Origin of the sequence: Capnocytophaga gingivalis (genome assembly GCF_002302415.1) — a bacterium.
GTDB classification, from domain to species: Bacteria; Bacteroidota; Bacteroidia; order Flavobacteriales; family Flavobacteriaceae; genus Capnocytophaga; species Capnocytophaga gingivalis.
On record NZ_CP022386.1, the window covers coordinates 1,623,884 to 1,639,784 of the forward strand.

General features: G+C 43.2%; 17 protein-coding genes. 9 read left to right on the plus strand and 8 right to left on the minus strand.

Annotation, left to right across the window (positions count from 1 at the left end; genetic code table 11):
- Nucleotides 1–46: 46 nt before the first annotated feature.
- The 7 genes from recN to CGC50_RS07785 all read right to left on the minus strand — a co-directional run bounded on the left by recN (nt 47) and on the right by CGC50_RS07785 (nt 6,200).
- Complete coding sequence (gene recN / locus CGC50_RS07755) at nt 47–1,702, minus strand: DNA repair protein RecN (protein ID WP_095910361.1); 1,656 nt, start codon at nt 1,700–1,702, stop codon at nt 47–49.
- 79 nt (nt 1,703–1,781) lie between these two features.
- Complete coding sequence (locus CGC50_RS07760; RefSeq protein ID WP_095910362.1) at nt 1,782–2,297, minus strand: nitroreductase family protein; 516 nt, start codon at nt 2,295–2,297, stop codon at nt 1,782–1,784.
- A 148-nt stretch (nt 2,298–2,445) separates the two neighbouring features.
- Nucleotides 2,446–3,933 (minus strand): GH3 auxin-responsive promoter family protein, encoded by a 1,488-nt coding sequence (locus CGC50_RS07765; protein ID WP_095910363.1) that lies wholly within the window; start codon nt 3,931–3,933, stop codon nt 2,446–2,448.
- A gap of 7 nt (nt 3,934–3,940) precedes the next feature.
- Nucleotides 3,941–4,810, minus strand: coding sequence for a M23 family metallopeptidase (locus CGC50_RS07770; protein WP_095910364.1), 870 nt, complete (start codon nt 4,808–4,810; stop codon nt 3,941–3,943).
- Complete coding sequence (locus CGC50_RS07775; RefSeq protein WP_095910365.1) at nt 4,785–5,279, minus strand: hypothetical protein; 495 nt, start codon at nt 5,277–5,279, stop codon at nt 4,785–4,787. The genes CGC50_RS07770 and CGC50_RS07775 overlap by 26 nt, the downstream gene beginning before the upstream one ends.
- A gap of 46 nt (nt 5,280–5,325) precedes the next feature.
- Nucleotides 5,326–5,745 carry a hypothetical protein gene (locus CGC50_RS07780; protein WP_095910366.1) on the minus strand — a complete coding sequence of 140 codons (420 nt, stop codon included), beginning with the start codon at nt 5,743–5,745 and terminating at the stop codon, nt 5,326–5,328.
- 14 nt (nt 5,746–5,759) lie between these two features.
- On the minus strand, nt 5,760–6,200 hold the full coding sequence (locus CGC50_RS07785) for a hypothetical protein (protein WP_095910367.1): 441 nt from the start codon (nt 6,198–6,200) through the stop codon (nt 5,760–5,762).
- Between the two features lie 143 nt (nt 6,201–6,343).
- Here CGC50_RS07785 and CGC50_RS07790 point away from each other — a divergent pair, with 143 nt between their 5' ends.
- The 6 genes from CGC50_RS07790 (at nt 6,344) to CGC50_RS07815 (ending at nt 12,107) form a co-directional block, all read left to right on the plus strand.
- Nucleotides 6,344–6,583 (plus strand): Sec-independent protein translocase subunit TatA/TatB, encoded by a 240-nt coding sequence (locus CGC50_RS07790; RefSeq protein WP_002666598.1) that lies wholly within the window; start codon nt 6,344–6,346, stop codon nt 6,581–6,583.
- Between the two features lie 119 nt (nt 6,584–6,702).
- Nucleotides 6,703–7,839, plus strand: a complete 1,137-nt coding sequence (locus CGC50_RS07795) for an Mrp/NBP35 family ATP-binding protein (protein ID WP_095910368.1) — start codon at nt 6,703–6,705, stop codon at nt 7,837–7,839.
- Nucleotides 7,840–7,857: 18 nt separating this feature from the next.
- Nucleotides 7,858–8,298 (plus strand): OsmC family protein, encoded by a 441-nt coding sequence (locus tag CGC50_RS07800; RefSeq protein ID WP_002666792.1) that lies wholly within the window; start codon nt 7,858–7,860, stop codon nt 8,296–8,298.
- Nucleotides 8,288–10,000, plus strand: coding sequence for a single-stranded-DNA-specific exonuclease RecJ (gene recJ / locus CGC50_RS07805; RefSeq protein WP_095910369.1), 1,713 nt, complete (start codon nt 8,288–8,290; stop codon nt 9,998–10,000). The genes CGC50_RS07800 and recJ overlap by 11 nt, the downstream gene beginning before the upstream one ends.
- A gap of 239 nt (nt 10,001–10,239) precedes the next feature.
- On the plus strand, nt 10,240–11,649 hold the full coding sequence (gene ccoG / locus CGC50_RS07810; protein WP_095910370.1) for a cytochrome c oxidase accessory protein CcoG: 1,410 nt from the start codon (nt 10,240–10,242) through the stop codon (nt 11,647–11,649).
- 92 nt (nt 11,650–11,741) lie between these two features.
- Nucleotides 11,742–12,107 (plus strand): thiol-disulfide oxidoreductase DCC family protein, encoded by a 366-nt coding sequence (locus tag CGC50_RS07815; RefSeq protein ID WP_095910371.1) that lies wholly within the window; start codon nt 11,742–11,744, stop codon nt 12,105–12,107.
- A gap of 73 nt (nt 12,108–12,180) precedes the next feature.
- Here CGC50_RS07815 and CGC50_RS07820 read toward each other — a convergent pair whose 3' ends face one another.
- On the minus strand, nt 12,181–13,416 hold the full coding sequence (locus CGC50_RS07820) for a type IX secretion system plug protein (protein WP_095910372.1): 1,236 nt from the start codon (nt 13,414–13,416) through the stop codon (nt 12,181–12,183).
- Nucleotides 13,417–13,659: 243 nt separating this feature from the next.
- Between CGC50_RS07820 and pgi the strand changes: the two genes are divergently transcribed.
- The 3 genes from pgi to CGC50_RS07835 all read left to right on the plus strand — a co-directional run bounded on the left by pgi (nt 13,660) and on the right by CGC50_RS07835 (nt 15,893).
- On the plus strand, nt 13,660–15,270 hold the full coding sequence (gene pgi, locus CGC50_RS07825; RefSeq protein ID WP_095910373.1) for a glucose-6-phosphate isomerase: 1,611 nt from the start codon (nt 13,660–13,662) through the stop codon (nt 15,268–15,270).
- A gap of 97 nt (nt 15,271–15,367) precedes the next feature.
- A complete protein-coding gene (locus CGC50_RS07830; RefSeq protein ID WP_111986533.1) occupies nt 15,368–15,628 on the plus strand; it encodes a hypothetical protein in 261 nt (86 codons plus the stop codon).
- Nucleotides 15,600–15,893 carry a plasmid stabilization protein ParE gene (locus CGC50_RS07835; RefSeq protein WP_095910374.1) on the plus strand — a complete coding sequence of 98 codons (294 nt, stop codon included), beginning with the start codon at nt 15,600–15,602 and terminating at the stop codon, nt 15,891–15,893. Before CGC50_RS07830 ends, CGC50_RS07835 begins: the two co-directional genes overlap by 29 nt.
- Nucleotides 15,894–15,901: the final 8 nt, after the last annotated feature.

Below are 15,901 nucleotides of genomic sequence, written 5' to 3' on the forward strand. Positions count from 1 at the left end.
TTAATCGTTATTGGCATTAATCATTAATCATTATTGGCATTAATCATTAGATTTTTAAAAGTTCTTTCGCATGGGCGCGGGCCGAGTCGGTAATATCCTTTCCTCCGAGCATCTGGGCGATTTCCTCTATGCGCTGCTCTGGGCTAAGCTCTTGGAACTGGGTGGTGGTGCGGCCTGCGATGTCGGTTTTGTATATCTTGATATGTACATCCCCCTTACTGGCTACCTGTGGCAAGTGAGAGATGGCAAATACCTGTCGGCTCTGACTCATCTGCTTCATGATCTCTCCCATTTTGTGGGCTATTTCTCCCGAAACGCCTGTGTCTATCTCGTCAAAGATAATGGTAGGTAGCGCTATTTTGGTGGCTAAAATATGCTTGATAGTGAGCATGATACGGGAAAGCTCCCCTCCAGAGGCGGTTTTCTTGAGCACTCCGAAATTACCTCCTTTGTTGGCGGAGAAGAGGAAAGAAAGGCTGTCATTGCCCTTGGCTTGGTAGTGCTCAGTAGGAGTTAGGCTGATTTGGAACTGCGCATTGGGCATTCCCAAGTCCTTAAGAGAATCCTGTAGGCTCTTGGTGAGCGTAGGGATTACCTTCTCACGTACCTTGTGGAGTTTTTGAGCAAGTGTACTGAGGGTTTGGAAGGCCTTCTCTACTTCTTTTTGGGCAATCTCGATATCTCCTTCTATATTTTCCATTTGGGAGACTTTCTCTTCCAAAGCCTCTTTGATAAGGATAAGTTCAGAGACGGTACTTACCTTGTGTTTTTTCTGTAAGTCATAGAGTTTTTGGAGTTTTTTCTGAGCACGGGCGAGCTTTTTGGGGTCGAACTCCACGTTCTCGGCCAGGTCATACACCTCGCGGGAGAGGTCATCCAGCTCTATATAGGCGGCATCGATACGTTCGTAGAGTTCGCTGTACTGGGGCGAATAGCTACTTAGGGTGGAGAAGAGCGAGGAGAGATCGCGCATTTGGGTCATGATTCCCTGTTCCTCTTCAGCCAAGAGATTCGCTGCCTCAGTGAGGTTGTCCCTGATGGTCTCACTATTGGAGGCTTGGTTGTAGAAAGCCTCCAATTCCTCTTGCATACCTTCCTCCAGCTCAATCTCCTGTAGTTCGGAAAGTACGAAAGTATTGTAATCGTGTTCCTTTTGGGTATTTTCCTGAAAGGTCTTGAGTTCTTGGAGCTTTTTGCTTTCTCCTTTGTATACCTTTAGAGCGGCTTGGTATTCCTCCAATAAGGATCTATTCTCAGCTAAAGAGTCTATGAGAAAGAATTGGAAATCTTCCTCACTGAGCTGCTGGGTATCGTGCTGGGAGTGGATATCAATGAGAGCTTTTCCTAAGGAAGAAAGAACATCGAGGGTTACAGGACTGTCGTTGACAAAGGCACGAGACTTACCCGAAGGGAGAATCTCCCGACGAATAATGGTCAGTGGTTCATAGTCCAATTCTTCCTGCTGGAAAAAATCAGCCAGGCCATAGCTTGCTATAGCAAACTCAGCTTCTACGACACATTTTTCCTCAGGATTTCTCAGCGCACTCAGGTCTGCCCGACGGCCTAAGACCAAAGCAAGCGCATCCAGGAGGATAGACTTCCCTGAGCCTGTCTCTCCTGTGATAATAGTAAAGCCCTTCGAGAAATGAATCTTGATGTCCTCAATAAGGGCAAAGTTCTTGATAGCTAATGATTGTAACACGAATTCAATGATTAATGTTCAATGATTAATGTTCAATGATTGAATAACATATAGTATTAATCATTGCAGGCATTAATCATTAATTAAGGTTTCCTATAAAAAATATTCCATAACATTCCTGATTCTCAGTAAGATGTAGGAAATCTTTCAGTTTGGGGGCAAAGGCAGGAGTTCCCCAATAACACCCCAGCTCATAGGCAGTACATAGCAAATACATATTCTGTACCGCCATAGCTACAGCAGCGACTTCCTCCCACTGGGGAACCTTTCCGCTGAACTCCACAGCAATGGAGATAATGGTATCTGCTTTGGCCACTTTCTGAGCGAGAGCATTGTAAGTATCCTCGGAGAACTTCTCTGCGGGGACATGCCCTTTGTAGAGGCGCTGGAGTTCGGCACCCAAGGCTGTTTTCTCTTCTCCACGGAAGGCTTTCAGGCGCCAAGGCTTGGTTTTCTTATGGTTAGGCGCATAAGTGGCGATGTCCAAGATATCCTCGATAATCTCCTCAGGGATAGGTATTTCGGTATAGTCCGCAGGGAAAATACTCTTGCGGGACTTGATAATGTGCTTTATGAGAGTTGCAGTGGTATTCATGATCAATTTTAGAGTTAATAATGATTAAGGTCAACTGAGTAATTATTGGTGCAAATATACAAAATATAATGGTTAGTGATTGAGTTTTTTACCTTCAGCGTACTCAAAGGGAAATCAAGCGAATTGCAAATGTTCAGAACGAACCTACTTACCATTTGAGATTATCTGCGATTTTTCTATCATTGGAGAGGTGTTGTACCTTGTTCTGTCCGCCGAACTTACCTTGACTTTTCATATACTCCACAAAAGTACCCTTGGGGACAGAAGTGATCTTGAGTCTTTGTAGGATTTTTCCTTCTATGAGGTCTTTGTAGTAGCTGTTCTGTGCTTGAAGACCTTGGTCAAGAGTATTGGCAAAGGTCTCTATGTCCTCTGGGAGTTTTTCGAATTCAATAAACCACTCATGGTAAGGGAGTTCCCCAGAGGCAGGATTCACCTGAGGGGCTACGGTGAACTCACTGACCTCACCCCCTGCTTTGCTTACTGCTTGGGCAAGAGCTTCCTCTACTTCCTTGGCAATGACATGTTCGCCAAAAGCGGAAATAAAGTGCTTGATACGCCCTGTCACCACGATACGGTAAGGGGAGAGACTGGTGAACATGACAGTGTCTCCCATATTATATCCCCATAATCCGGCATTGGTCGAGACTATAAGGACGTAGTTCACCCCTATCTGGACATCTTTTAGTGAAATGCGCTTTGGGTTTTCACTGAAGAAGGTATCAGCTTCGACAAACTCATAGAAAATGCCAGAGTTGAGCAACAGGAGCATACCCTTTTCGTTTTGGCTATCTTGATAGGCGAAAAAGCCTTCGCTTGCAGGATAAAGTTCTATAGAATCCACTTTACGCCCTATCAGATGCTCGAACTTCTGGCGGTAAGGTTCGTAGTTGACCCCTCCGTAGATAAAGAGTTGGAAGTGGGGAAACAGCTCTCCTATGGGCTTATGAGATTTCTCCTGTAGTCGTTCGAAGTACATTTGTACCCAAGGGGGGATTCCACTGATTACGGTCATATCCTCCTTGATAGTTTCCTTGACAATAGCATCTATTTTTGTTTCCCAATCCTCTATACAGTTCGTCTCCCAAGAGGGCATGCGGTTTCTTTGTAGGTATTTGGGTACATAGTGGGCAGAGATTCCAGAGAGTCTTCCTAAGAGGATGCCATTTTTCTTTTCCAAGATAGGGCTTCCCTGTAGGAAAATCATTTTACCATTTACAAAATCTGCCTTGCCAGTCTGGGCTATATAGCACATAATGGCATCACGAGCCGCTTGGATATGATAAGGCATCGACTCTTTGGTCAGGGGGATGTACTTAGCCCCACTGGTTGTGCCAGAGGTTTTGGCAAAGTAGAGTGGCTTACCAGGCCAGAGGATATCAGTCTGAGCTTCCTTCACCCTCTCTATATAGGGCGAAAGAGCCTCATAGTCTCGGATAGGTACTTGCTTTACGAAATCTTCATAAGAGTGGATTTGGTCAAAGTGATGATCCTTGCCAAAGACTGTATTTTTAGCTTTTTGTATAAGGGAGCTTAGGATTCTCTCTTGGGTAGGGATAGGATCTTTCGCCCAGAGATCAATCTTCTTGCGTATATATTGAGCCCATTTTCGGGCGAGAAAACTTTTTATACTCATAGTATAATTATTTGAAAGTCATATAGTTCAGTGGGTCTACAGGATATCCTTCGTGCCAGAGTTCGAAGTGTAGGTGGGTACCAGTGGAGAGTTCGCCTGTATTGCCTACCTTGGCGACGACCTCACCAGGACTTACCTTATCACCCTGTTTCTTCACTAAGGAAGCATTGTGCTTGTATACCGAGATAAAGTTGTTCGGATGTTCTATGACAATGACAAAGCCTGTCTGTGCAGACCATTCAGAAAAGATGATCGTACCATTGGTGATTGCCCTTACAGGAGTCCCTTCAGGAGCGGTGATATCCACCCCATAGTGTCGCTTGTCCGACTTGAAAGCACTGGAGAGTGTTCCTTGGCAAGGAGGGAAAAAACTCTTTTGAGCCTTGTTGGAGGCTTGGTCGAAGACATTGTAACGCTCCTCTTCAGCTACTTCATGGCGCAGCTTCATTTCCTCTTCGCTGGCTTGTATATCCACCTCTACAGGGATTTGTTGTACCGCATTGAGCAAAGAATCCTTATTTACCTTGTCTGGATGGATATCTCCAGTAAGTACTTTCTGTAGGGAGGAAAAATAGGCATCATTGCCCCCAATACGCTGTTGTAGAGAGTCGGTACGGAAGGTAAGATCTACGATTTGCTTGCGCAGGTCAGCCTCCGAAAAGCCTAAGATATACTGCCTCAAGGGGGAGTAGATAATCACTAAGGAGGTCAGTACAATCATCAGAATAGCGAATAAGCTACTATAGATGAATACATTAAGCCTATTGAGGCGAAAGGTAGCGACATCCTCCAAGGTGTTTTCATTCATAATGACCACACGATACTTGAAGAGCCACTTGCCGCGAAGGTTTTTATTTGATTTCTTTTTTACACTCATTGATGTCGTTTTGAGTTTTAAGATTTGAGTTTTGAATTTTCTTATTTCCTAATGACATTTTGCTAAGGACAATTCCCATAATAATCCCTATGATTAGTACAGGGATGCTTCCCAAAAGTAATATAATGAAAAAATACCCCCATACGTCCTCTGAACCCTCTGGAAAAAAGATGATATAAGCAAAGGTAAATGAAAAGATACCACTTGCCCAAAACACAGTAAGAATAAGCTGTACTCCCAAGAAAAACCGTACTAAGGGAGAGAGTTCTTCAAAAGGGACAACCCGCTCTCCTGCAAAATATCCTAAAACAAAAGAGATTAAGGCAAAAGGAAGTATAATAAGGAGGGATCCTAAAAATATTTCACCTCCGATATCACTCTCACCTCCTGTATAGATGGCCAGAGCTAAGAAAATTAAAACAATTTCTATTCCAATTGTTCTAAGGATACATCCAGTTGCGGGTTTCATCTTGGAAATTTTTGGCAAAGATACATCAAAAAATACAAATGACCAATCAATAATCGTTTTTTAAGAGACAAAGAGCCAGACCAAATACACAACCTATGCACAAGATAGGGACGCTTGCTAAGAATATAAACATGGAAGGGGCTACCCATATACCGCTGGGGAGATCGGAGTAAAGCAAATTGAAAAAGGCAAAGCCTAAAATGACACTTATTACAAAAATAGCATAGAAGATAGAGACTCCTATGAGAAAACGAAAAAAAGGAATCATTTTTTCAAAGTGGATATATTGTCCAGCCAAAAAGCCTAATGCTAAGGATATTATTGCGGCGACAGGTATAGGGATCCATAGGATTCCTGTGTTTGCTCCTTTTTCAGATAGGGGTGAAATAAGCCTCTTGATGAAAATGACAATCAATAAAATCTCAAAGAGGATAGTGGTTAATAGGTAAATAGTCGAACGTTTCATTTTGATATAATCATTTACTCTTCACTCTTCATTTTCCTGAGTCTCATTCCCAGCCAGATACCTACCCCTAAAGTCTGTATTCCTCCAAAAATAAGGAAGATAAGAAAGAGAATTCCTAAGTCATTCCAATTAAAATAAAAAAGGGAGTAGTGGGCATTTTCTACAAAGTATCCAGTAAGAACTCCTTCGAAAAGTAAGAAAAAAAGAATGATAATCCCTAAGTAGATTTGTAAGGCACGCGGTTGTCGCTCAAAAGGAAAAAATTCACCTATGAGGATACCCAAAACAACACACATAAGTACCCCGCTTCCTATAGGGAGAAGATTTCCTTTAAAATCGCTAAAGAAACCAACATGGTTCGTGGTTATTAGAAAATTCACACTCTCATAGGTTAGTAGAGCCAAGAGTACTTCTATGGCAATAGCGATAAGTATATATTGAGTTGCTTTTTTCATCTGTATGCAATTTTAGGTAATTAGGGAGTAGTGGGTGCCGCTCACTGCTCACTGCTCACTAATATTTTGCAAAGGTACATTAAAAATATTATTTTTTATTACAGATATAAAAAAATCTTGTATCTTTGCACTCAAAAAAAGTTATGTTAGCAAATCATATTTTCTTGGGAGTGATAGGAGCTCCACAAGTGATCATCATCATAGCAGTAGCCCTTTTGTTCTTCGGAGGTAAGAAAATTCCAGAGCTGATGCGCGGCTTAGGAGGGGGGATACGTGAGTTCAAAGATGCCATGAAGGACGGACAAGAACCTCAACAAACCCCTGAAAAAAGAGAAGGGCTTACTCGAGAAGATTTGAAAAAATTAGAAGAGAAAAATAGCTAAACACTTGGAACTTATACACAAGCGAAAAAGACTTTCACTCGGCCTGTCCTAAGATAGGCTGAAGGGAAGTTTTTGTGTTTGATAGGTGGCAGTGAGTAGTAAAACTAAAAATTCGATTCATGACAATATTAAAAGCACAAGTAATAGAAGCACTCCGTAAGATCACCTCTCCAGGGGAGGGGGGAAACCTTATCGATGCGGGTGTGGTTAAGAATATAGTCGTTTTTGGAGATGAAGTAGTGGTCGATGCTACTATCTCCAATCCTTCCTTACAAGCAAAAAAGAAGGTAGAGGTTGAAATCATGAAGGCAATCCATGCAGAAGTGTATGAAAAAGCAAAAGTGAAAGTAAATATTACTGTAGAGGTAGCTCCTACTTCTCAAACAAATGAGATAAAAGGCAAACCTATAGAGGGGATTAAGAATATTATAGCAGTAGCCTCCGGTAAGGGAGGGGTGGGCAAATCCACCGTTACGGCCAATCTGGCTGTTGCCTTGCGCAAAATGGGCTTTAAGGTAGGGCTCTTGGATGCAGATATCTATGGTCCTTCTATTCCTATGATGTTCGATGTACAAGAAGAGCGCCCTATATCGGTGGAAATCGATGGGCGTTCCAAGATGAAACCCGTGGAGAACTATGGAGTAAAAATCCTCTCCATAGGCTTTTTTACACACCCTGATCAAGCAGTGATATGGAGAGGCCCTATGGCGAGCAAAGCGCTGAACCAGATGATCTTCGATGCCGATTGGGGCGAATTGGACTTCTTGCTTATCGACCTACCTCCAGGTACGGGAGATATTCACCTGAGTATCATGCAAGCGCTCCCCATCACAGGAGCCATTGTAGTGAGTACCCCACAGAATGTTGCGCTGGCTGATGCTCGTAAGGGGATCGCTATGTTCCGCCAAGAAACGATCAATGTACCTGTACTGGGGCTGGTGGAGAATATGGCTTACTTCACTCCGGCAGAACTTCCTGAGAACAAATATTATATATTCGGAAAGGAAGGAGTGAAATCCTTGGCTGAGCGTACCGATACTCCGCTGCTTGGTGAAATTCCTTTGGTGCAAAGTCTTCGTGAATCAGGCGATGTGGGTCGCCCTGCAGCACTCCAGGAGGGTACTCCACTAGCGAAAGCTTTTGAGGACTTCGCACGCAATGCTGTAGCAGAGGTGGTCACCCGCAATCAGTACCTTGCTCCTACCGAGGCTATCAAGATTACCACCATGGCTGGCTGTAGTCCTAAGAAAAAGTAATATCTAAATTTTTTATAAATGCACGAGATAACCGCCTATTGGGAAGGCGACATGCAATTCACCTCCACAAATCCTAGTGGAAACTCATTTTTTATCGATACCACTCCTGAAAACGGAGGGGAAAACAATGGCATGCATCCTAAAGCTCTTATGCTTTCTGCTTTGGCAGGATGTACTGGCTTGGATGTATTGGCGCTGCTTAAGAAAAAGCAGATAGAGCTGGACAACTTTACCCTTGATGTCAAAGGGAAACTTACCAAGAACCACCCTCGCACCTATGAGGAGGTGACAGTGAGCTATTTCTTTGAGGGGGCTGACCTAGATGTAGAACAAATCACCCATGTAGTAAGCCTCTCAGTGGAGAAATATTGTGGAGTCATAGCCATGTTCCGCCAGTTCGCTACCGTGAATATTAAGCTGTTCTTTAACTCGGAAGAACACCCTTACAATGCCCAGTAAGCTGGTTTGGAATTTTCTACCTACCCCCCAGCAGAATGAGGTAGAGACCCTCGCCTCTGCCCTTTTTCAGGTACAAGAAATACTTCCCTGGCATAGGACTATAGCGAGCCTACTCTTACAAAGAGGAATTGCAACTGTAGAGCAAGCTAAGACATTCTTCAACCCATCCCTGTCGGATCTTTTCAATCCTTTTCTGATGAAGGACATGGATACAGCTGTGGAGCGCATTCTTTTGGCTATGGCACATAAGGAGCGTATTCTCATCTATGGAGATTACGATGTGGATGGTACTTGTTCGGTAGCACTCTTGTACCTCTTCCTTTCGAAGATCTACCCAGAGGTAGCCTATTATGTACCGGATAGGTATAGGGAGGGCTATGGGGTCTCCTGTGAGGGGATTGACTTTGCTCAGGATAATGAGATGTCACTTATCATCACCTTGGACTGTGGTATCAAAGCCCATGATAAGGTGCTCTATGCCCGTGAGCGAGGGATTGATATGATTATCACTGATCACCATACTCCCGATGATACGATCCCTTCGGCGGTAGCTGTACTCAATCCTAAGCGCACTGACTGTTCTTATCCCTATAAGGAACTCTGTGGCTGTGGCATTGGCTTTAAGCTCATTCAGGCGCTTTGTAAATCCTTAGGCTATCCCCTTGAGACAGCCTATGCTTATTTGGACTTGGTTGCCTTGGCTACTTGTGCGGATATTGTTCCTATCACAGGAGAAAACCGAATATTCGTTTCGGCAGGGCTTAAACAGATAAATGAGCGCCCCTCTGAAGTGATGCAATTACTTCTCTCAACGGCTAATCCTCCGATTCAGGTCAGGGACTTAGTTTTTGTAGCAGCTCCTCGGATCAATGCCGCTGGGCGTATGAACCATGCTTCTCGTGCAGTGGATTTTCTCATAGGGGAATCCATGGGAGAAGCTACACTTCTGGAACACTTTAACACCCAGCGAAAAACAGCCGATGAGCAGATTACTCAGGAAGCCCTAAGCCAGATTCTGCACTCTCATGAAGAAGATGCCCCTGCTACAGTGGTTTTTTCTCCTCATTGGCATAAAGGGGTGATTGGGATTGTTGCCTCACGCCTTACAGAAATTTACTATCGTCCTACGATTGTCTTTACTCAGAGTGGGGAAGTATTGGCAGCCTCAGCCCGTTCGGTTAGGGGGTTCAACCTCTATGAGGCACTCTGTGAGTGTAAGGACGAGCTTATCCAGTTCGGCGGGCATACTGCGGCGGCTGGGATGACACTGCTTCCGGAGAATTACCAGCGCTTTAAGCAGAAATTCCAAGCAGTGGTGGATCGTACCCTACCACAGGAGCTTCGCTCTCCTACAATTATGATAAGTGCTAAAATGCCCTTATATGCGATTACTTCTTCTTTCTATCGCTGTTTGCAGCGCTTTTCTCCCTTTGGGCCTAAGAATATGACTCCCATCTTTCAGGCAGATGAGGTCATTGCCAAGAGTGTTTCCTTGGTAGGGAGTGATTGTAGCCACTTGCGTATGATCCTTACAGATACTTCTCTCAAACAGGAATTTGTGGCTATTGGCTTTGGATTAGGTCATAAGAAAGAAGCAGTAGAAAGCGGAAAGCCTTTTACTATAGCTTATGAACTGTCTGAAAATCATTGGAGAGGCACTACTTCTTTACAATTGGTCGTAAAAATGATCAATGATCAATGATTAATGAACAATGATTAATGATTAATGAACAATGATCAATGACTGCTCACTGTTCACTGTTTTCTGCTCACTATTCACTGCTCACTGAAAACTATAGATAAAATCTATAATGAAATAGATTTTTTCTAAAAATTGGAATGATTATAAATTTCTTTGTTGTAGAAAAAAATTGGAGGTAAAAGTCAAAAAATCCAAAGAGATTGAGTACTTTTGCAGTAGTTTTTTAACCTTTTACCCTCATGGAACAAGAATCTTTCCGTAACTCCATAGGTACTGTGGATACTTCTGGCAAGCGTGTATGGGCTTATCCTAAGAAGCCTAAAGGGCGCTATTACCGCTATCGTAAGTATGTGAGTTATTTGCTCCTTGCTATATTTTTCATCTCTCCTTTTCTCAAGATTGATGGCAATCAGTTTTTACTCTTTAACATCATAGAGCGTAGATTCAATATCTTTGGGTTTCCATTTTGGCCTCAGGATTTTTACCTCTTTGTGCTTTCTCTGATCATAGGAGTGGTCTTTATCCTGCTCTTTACGGTGGCCTTTGGGCGTATTTTCTGTGGATGGGTTTGTCCACAGACTATCTTCCTTGAGATGGTCTTCCGTCGTGTGGAGTATGTTATAGAGGGCGATCGCAATGCCCAAATGAAGCTTGATAAGCAAGAATGGAACGCCGAAAAGATACGTAAGAAAGGGCTTAAGTGGCTTGTCTTCTTTATGATTTCTTTTGTGGTTTCCAATGTCTTCTTGGCTTATATCATCGGGAGTGATCAGCTCTTGGTAGAGATCAAGGAAGGCCCCTTAAAGCACCTCAATACTTTCGTTGCACTACTGATTTTCACCAGTGTTTTCTACTTTGTTTTTGCTTGGTTCCGTGAACAGGTGTGTATCATCGCTTGTCCTTACGGGCGCTTGCAAGGAGTGCTTTTGGACAACAAATCCATCGTGGTGGCCTATGACTACAAGCGCGGGGAAGGGGAGAATGGTCGTAAGAAGTTCCGTAAGAATGAGGACAGAAAAGCACTTGGCAATGGGGATTGTATAGACTGTTTTCAGTGTGTGCATGTGTGTCCGACCAATATAGATATTCGAAATGGTACTCAATTGGAGTGTGTGAACTGTACCGCTTGTATTGATGCCTGTGACGAGGTTATGGTCAAGTCCGGTATGCCTAAGGGACTGATTCGCTTTGCCAGTGAGGAGGAAATAGCCAAAAAAGAGCCTTTCCGCTTTACAGCACGTATGAAGGGATATGCTTCAGTGCTTGCCATATTGGTAGGAATCCTTATAGGGTTACTCTTCTTGCGTAGTGATGTGCAAGCTAATATCTTACGACTACCTGGCCAGCTCTACCAAAAAGAAGGAGAGATTATCTCCAATGTCTATACTTACAAGATTATCAATAAGACAACTGAGGATTTCAAGCATATTACCTTCAAAATAGTAGAACCTAAACAGGCCAAGATAGAGATGGTAGGTAATCCCGACATCACCTTGGACAAACAAGGGATAGCCAGTGGAACCCTCTTTATCAAGCTTCATCAAGCCTTTGTGACGGATAAGAAGCTCAAGCTCAAGATAGAAGTCTATAGTGGTGAGAATCGCATAGAAAGTACTACTACCACCTTCTCAGGGCCAGTCACCTTTTAAAAAGAGTGAAGTATGAAATTCTTCATACTTCACTCTTTTCATTTCTTATCTTTGTCCTTGCCTGATCATTAGGTTATAAATATCTGAGAATTATGAAAGAAAAATTCCTATTGTATGATGGAGATTGCTTGTTCTGCAATCGTATAGCTTATTTTCTATCCCAAAAAGATAGAGAAGGAAGATTTCTCTATATAGCCAATACCTCCCAGCAGGGAATGGATATATGCAAGCAGTATCATTTAGAAGAGCTTACACAAAAAACAATTGTAGTGAAGGTAGGGGAGAATCTCTATACCCAGTCACAAGCCGTCTATTATTTTCTAAAGGAATGTAAGCTGTTCCCTTTGCTGCGTTTTTTGATAAAAATAACCCCTTCTTTCATAGCCGATTTTGTATACGACTACATTGCTAAGCGGCGAAAGTCTTTAGGTAAATATTGTCCTATTCCTACTCGCTAAGAACCTTTTTATCACATCCCCAAGCTTATTTGTTGGTCACATACTCCCTCAGGCGACTTTGCTTTTCTCTCTACTATCTGGTTACTTGCGTGCTTTGTAGGTTGCCCATACCGATCACTCGGTCGTATAGATCATTCACAGAGCGGTAATATACAAGTACTGTATAGGTATTTTCTGTCTGGTAGTGATTCCCTCCTATAGCATTGTAATTGGCTTTACCATTGCGCTTTATAGCAAACTTATAATTATAGAACCCTTGCTTGAGATATACGCCCCCTATGTATATCTTTTGTTTTTCATCATAGTGAAGTTCATATTCCTTAGTCAGTGCATTATCTGAGAATGCGCCATATACATATAGTTGGTCATTGGGCTGTAAGTCCTTAGGGGCAGCGAGGCTGAACTGTACCAAGGCATATTCTCCCTCTATCGTAGCATTGCGCCCTTGATCACTGGTGATACGAAAAGCGCCATCTATATCGGGGTTGTAGGTGTAGGGAAGGCCTGCTCGTGGCATTTGGGTAAAGAGCTGACAGAGATAGTTGTTCCCCTCCCGGCGGGTAGCATAGACTCCAGAGGTAGGAGTGCGCAGATCTCGGTTCTCAAAATACAAATATTCGTTCCCTCCTTCGAAGGATGTTTCTCGATCATACTTATACACAAGCTCGTTGCCCAGGATAAATTGAGGCTTGACATTCTTGATGGCATTGTCCCAGCGGTAGTTCTGTAGGATCGCTATCTTGACAGAGGTATTGGGGGTCTGGAACTGAAGTTCTTTGGAGGTGATTTTCATCTGTACACTCTGGCGTGTCTCGGCATATTTTACTTCACGGCTTTGATGTACAGAGAGTTGTACCAATGCTGTGCGAGTATAGAGGACAAAGCGGCGTGTGAAGATAGGGCGTTGCTCACTATCGGTTACTGTCAGGAGATAGTTCCCTGTGATAAGGAAATCGGTCTCATTATTTGGCAGGGTCAGGTCATAGTGGGTATAGGGTTGCAGGGTACCATAGGAGTTCCTATACTGGGTGATGCGTACATCATCCATTCCCTTGAGATACTCGCTTTTGAGCAATCCCGAAGGCTGCCAATCGTAGTTACAATGGGTAAGGGTGTAGTAATAGTCTGCTTCCTGCCCCCTAAGGTCGTCGAAGGAAAGGGTAAAGGGACTTCCCAAGCTCACAATAGGCAGTTGCATCAAGGGATCATCTGAGCCGCGAAACTCTATGGTTCGGATATAGTCAGGAGCAGACAACTCCTGTGCAAAGGAGCAGATAGGAAGCAATAGCAAGAGTAATAATTTCTTCATGAGTTTTTACTTTTTGAGTTGGCAAAAATACAAAAAAAAGATGAAAATATTTGCGGAGAATATAAAAAAGAGTATCTTTGCGGGAGATATCTAAAGTTAGCGGCCAGTAGTTCCCTTCGGGGGTGAGGTAGCTAAGATAGAAGAACTTAAAAAGGTGCTATAGAGGGCGAATGAAGAGAGGTTAATCCCTATCTAAACCCCTATAATCCTAAAATCCTTAGAACTAAAAAAATAAAAAATATAATGTTAGCAACACAGAATCCTACACAGACCAAGGCTTGGGCGGCCTTAGAAGCTCATTTTGCTAAGGTAAAAGATGTTACCTTACAACAACTCTTTGCACAAGATGCAGCACGTGCTCCCAAGTATACCCTCCAGTGGGAAGACTTTTGGGTGGACTACTCCAAGAACAATTGGGATGGGACCACCCGTAATCTCCTTTTGCAATTGGCTGAAGAATGCGACCTAAAGGCCTCTATTGAGAAGTATTTCACAGGTGACAAGATCAACGCTACCGAAGGCCGTGCAGTACTCCATACTGCCTTGCGCTCGGCTGAGAAAGAAATCTTGGTCAATGGGCAAAATGTCATCCCTGAAGTAGCCCAAGTAAAGGCCAAAATTAAGGATTTCAGTCAGGAAATCATCTCTGGTAAGCGCAAAGGTTATACAGGCAAGCCCTTTACCGATGTGGTGAATATCGGTATCGGTGGGTCGGACTTAGGTCCTGTGATGGTTACCGAAGCCCTGAAGTTCTACAAAAATCATCTCAACATTCACTTTATCAGCAATGTAGATGGCGATCATGTACATGAAGTGATTAAGCATCTCAACCCTGAGACTACTCTTTTTGTGATTGTTTCTAAGACTTTTACCACACAGGAGACCCTCTCCAATGCCCTTACAGTGAAAAAGTGGTTCCTCAAGCATGCCAAAGAGGCTGATGTGGCTAAGCACTTCGTAGCGGTTTCTACCAACCTCAAGAAGATAGATGAGTTCGGTATTGCCCCTGAGAATGTATTCCCCATGTGGGACTGGGTAGGGGGGCGTTTCTCCTTATGGAGTGCCGTAGGGCTTACTATTGCCCTTTCAGTAGGCTATGAAAACTTTGAAGCGCTCCTTTTGGGTGCCCAAAAGATGGATACCCACTTCCGCACTGCACCCTTTAAGGAAAATCTTCCTGTGCTCTTGGCCTTGCTCTCTGTATGGTATACCAACTTCTATGGGGCAGAGACCGAAGCCATTATCCCCTATACCCAATACCTACACCGCTTCCCTGCCTACTTGCAACAAGCCATTATGGAGAGTAACGGAAAGTATATAGATCGCAGAGGACAGCGCGTCAGTTACCAGACGAGCGCCATCGTATGGGGTGAGCCAGGAACGAACGCCCAGCATGCGTTTTTCCAACTCATTCACCAAGGCACCAAGCGCATTCCTGCTGATTTTATAGGCTTCAAGCACTCTCTCTATGGAGATCAAGACCACCAAGATAAGCTCATGGCCAACTTCCTCGCCCAAACTGAGGCGCTTATGAATGGCAAAACCCCTGAGCAAGTACGTGCTGAGGGGGTAGCGGAACACTTAGTGCCGTTCAAGGTATTCGAGGGCAACAAACCCACTACCACCCTACTCATTGACAAGCTCACCCCAGAGAGCCTTGGTAAGCTCATTGCCCTATACGAACATAAGATCTTCGTACAAGGGGTGCTATGGAATATCTATAGCTATGACCAATGGGGCGTAGAGCTTGGCAAGCAATTGGCGGGTACTATCTTGAAGGACTTTTCAGTCGCTCAGCCTGCAAAACATGATAGTTCTACTTCACAACTTATTGAGAGAGTGAAGAGTGAATAGTCAAAAATAGAAAGTGAATAGTGAGTTACTTAGTTGTTCACTATTCACTATTCACTATTCGTTAATCATTAACCATTAATCATTATCATTGACCATTATGAACGCCTTAACGCCTCAATTCCTTAACGATGAAGACGGTAACGCTATGTATGCCGTGCTTCCTATAGCGCAATACAACCAGCTCTTAAGCCGAGCGATGGAGGAAGAAACCGATTTTTATTATGAACTCACTGATGAGGAAATCGCCTATTTTGAGAGAGCAGAACAGCTATCAAAAGAAGGAAAAGTTGTCAGTAGTGAGGAAGTACGTAAAAAAGTAAGAGAAAGATATGGTAGTAAAATGGCTGATAGAAGCTGAAAGTAAGTACTATGAAACGCTTGACTATTGGGAGGAACATAATGGTTCTTTTAATTATTCCCTTAAGATAATCCAAGCTGTTGAAAATTTGGAGGATAATCTCGCCGAAAACCCATATTTTTCAGCTAAGTATAGTAAGAAATTAGATTTCTACAAAAGATTCTTTCTAAATGGAAGATTTGCGCTTTATTATAAAGTAGATGAAGAAAATCAGACTGCAGAGATAAGAGATTTCAGAAGTACTAAGCAACTACCTGTTTTTTAATCTTATAA

What these genes read in the sequence shown, in the direction of transcription:
- recJ (WP_095910369.1), top strand. Translation starts at nt 8,288, where the DNA reads ATGCCCAGTAAGCTGGTTTGGAATTTTCTACCTACCCCCCAGCAGAAT.
- CGC50_RS07835 (WP_095910374.1), top strand. Translation starts at nt 15,600, where the DNA reads ATGGTAGTAAAATGGCTGATAGAAGCTGAAAGTAAGTACTATGAAACG.
- CGC50_RS07765 (WP_095910363.1), bottom strand. Translation starts at nt 3,933, where the DNA reads ATGAGTATAAAAAGTTTTCTCGCCCGAAAATGGGCTCAATATATACGC.
- CGC50_RS07795 (WP_095910368.1), top strand. Translation starts at nt 6,703, where the DNA reads ATGACAATATTAAAAGCACAAGTAATAGAAGCACTCCGTAAGATCACC.
- CGC50_RS07780 (WP_095910366.1), bottom strand. Translation starts at nt 5,745, where the DNA reads ATGAAACGTTCGACTATTTACCTATTAACCACTATCCTCTTTGAGATT.
- CGC50_RS07785 (WP_095910367.1), bottom strand. Translation starts at nt 6,200, where the DNA reads ATGAAAAAAGCAACTCAATATATACTTATCGCTATTGCCATAGAAGTA.
- CGC50_RS07820 (WP_095910372.1), bottom strand. Translation starts at nt 13,416, where the DNA reads ATGAAGAAATTATTACTCTTGCTATTGCTTCCTATCTGCTCCTTTGCA.
- CGC50_RS07815 (WP_095910371.1), top strand. Translation starts at nt 11,742, where the DNA reads ATGAAAGAAAAATTCCTATTGTATGATGGAGATTGCTTGTTCTGCAAT.
- CGC50_RS07760 (WP_095910362.1), bottom strand. Translation starts at nt 2,297, where the DNA reads ATGAATACCACTGCAACTCTCATAAAGCACATTATCAAGTCCCGCAAG.
- pgi (WP_095910373.1), top strand. Translation starts at nt 13,660, where the DNA reads ATGTTAGCAACACAGAATCCTACACAGACCAAGGCTTGGGCGGCCTTA.
- CGC50_RS07800 (WP_002666792.1), top strand. Translation starts at nt 7,858, where the DNA reads ATGCACGAGATAACCGCCTATTGGGAAGGCGACATGCAATTCACCTCC.
- CGC50_RS07775 (WP_095910365.1), bottom strand. Translation starts at nt 5,279, where the DNA reads ATGAAACCCGCAACTGGATGTATCCTTAGAACAATTGGAATAGAAATT.
- CGC50_RS07770 (WP_095910364.1), bottom strand. Translation starts at nt 4,810, where the DNA reads ATGAGTGTAAAAAAGAAATCAAATAAAAACCTTCGCGGCAAGTGGCTC.
- CGC50_RS07830 (WP_111986533.1), top strand. Translation starts at nt 15,368, where the DNA reads ATGAACGCCTTAACGCCTCAATTCCTTAACGATGAAGACGGTAACGCT.
- CGC50_RS07790 (WP_002666598.1), top strand. Translation starts at nt 6,344, where the DNA reads ATGTTAGCAAATCATATTTTCTTGGGAGTGATAGGAGCTCCACAAGTG.
- ccoG (WP_095910370.1), top strand. Translation starts at nt 10,240, where the DNA reads ATGGAACAAGAATCTTTCCGTAACTCCATAGGTACTGTGGATACTTCT.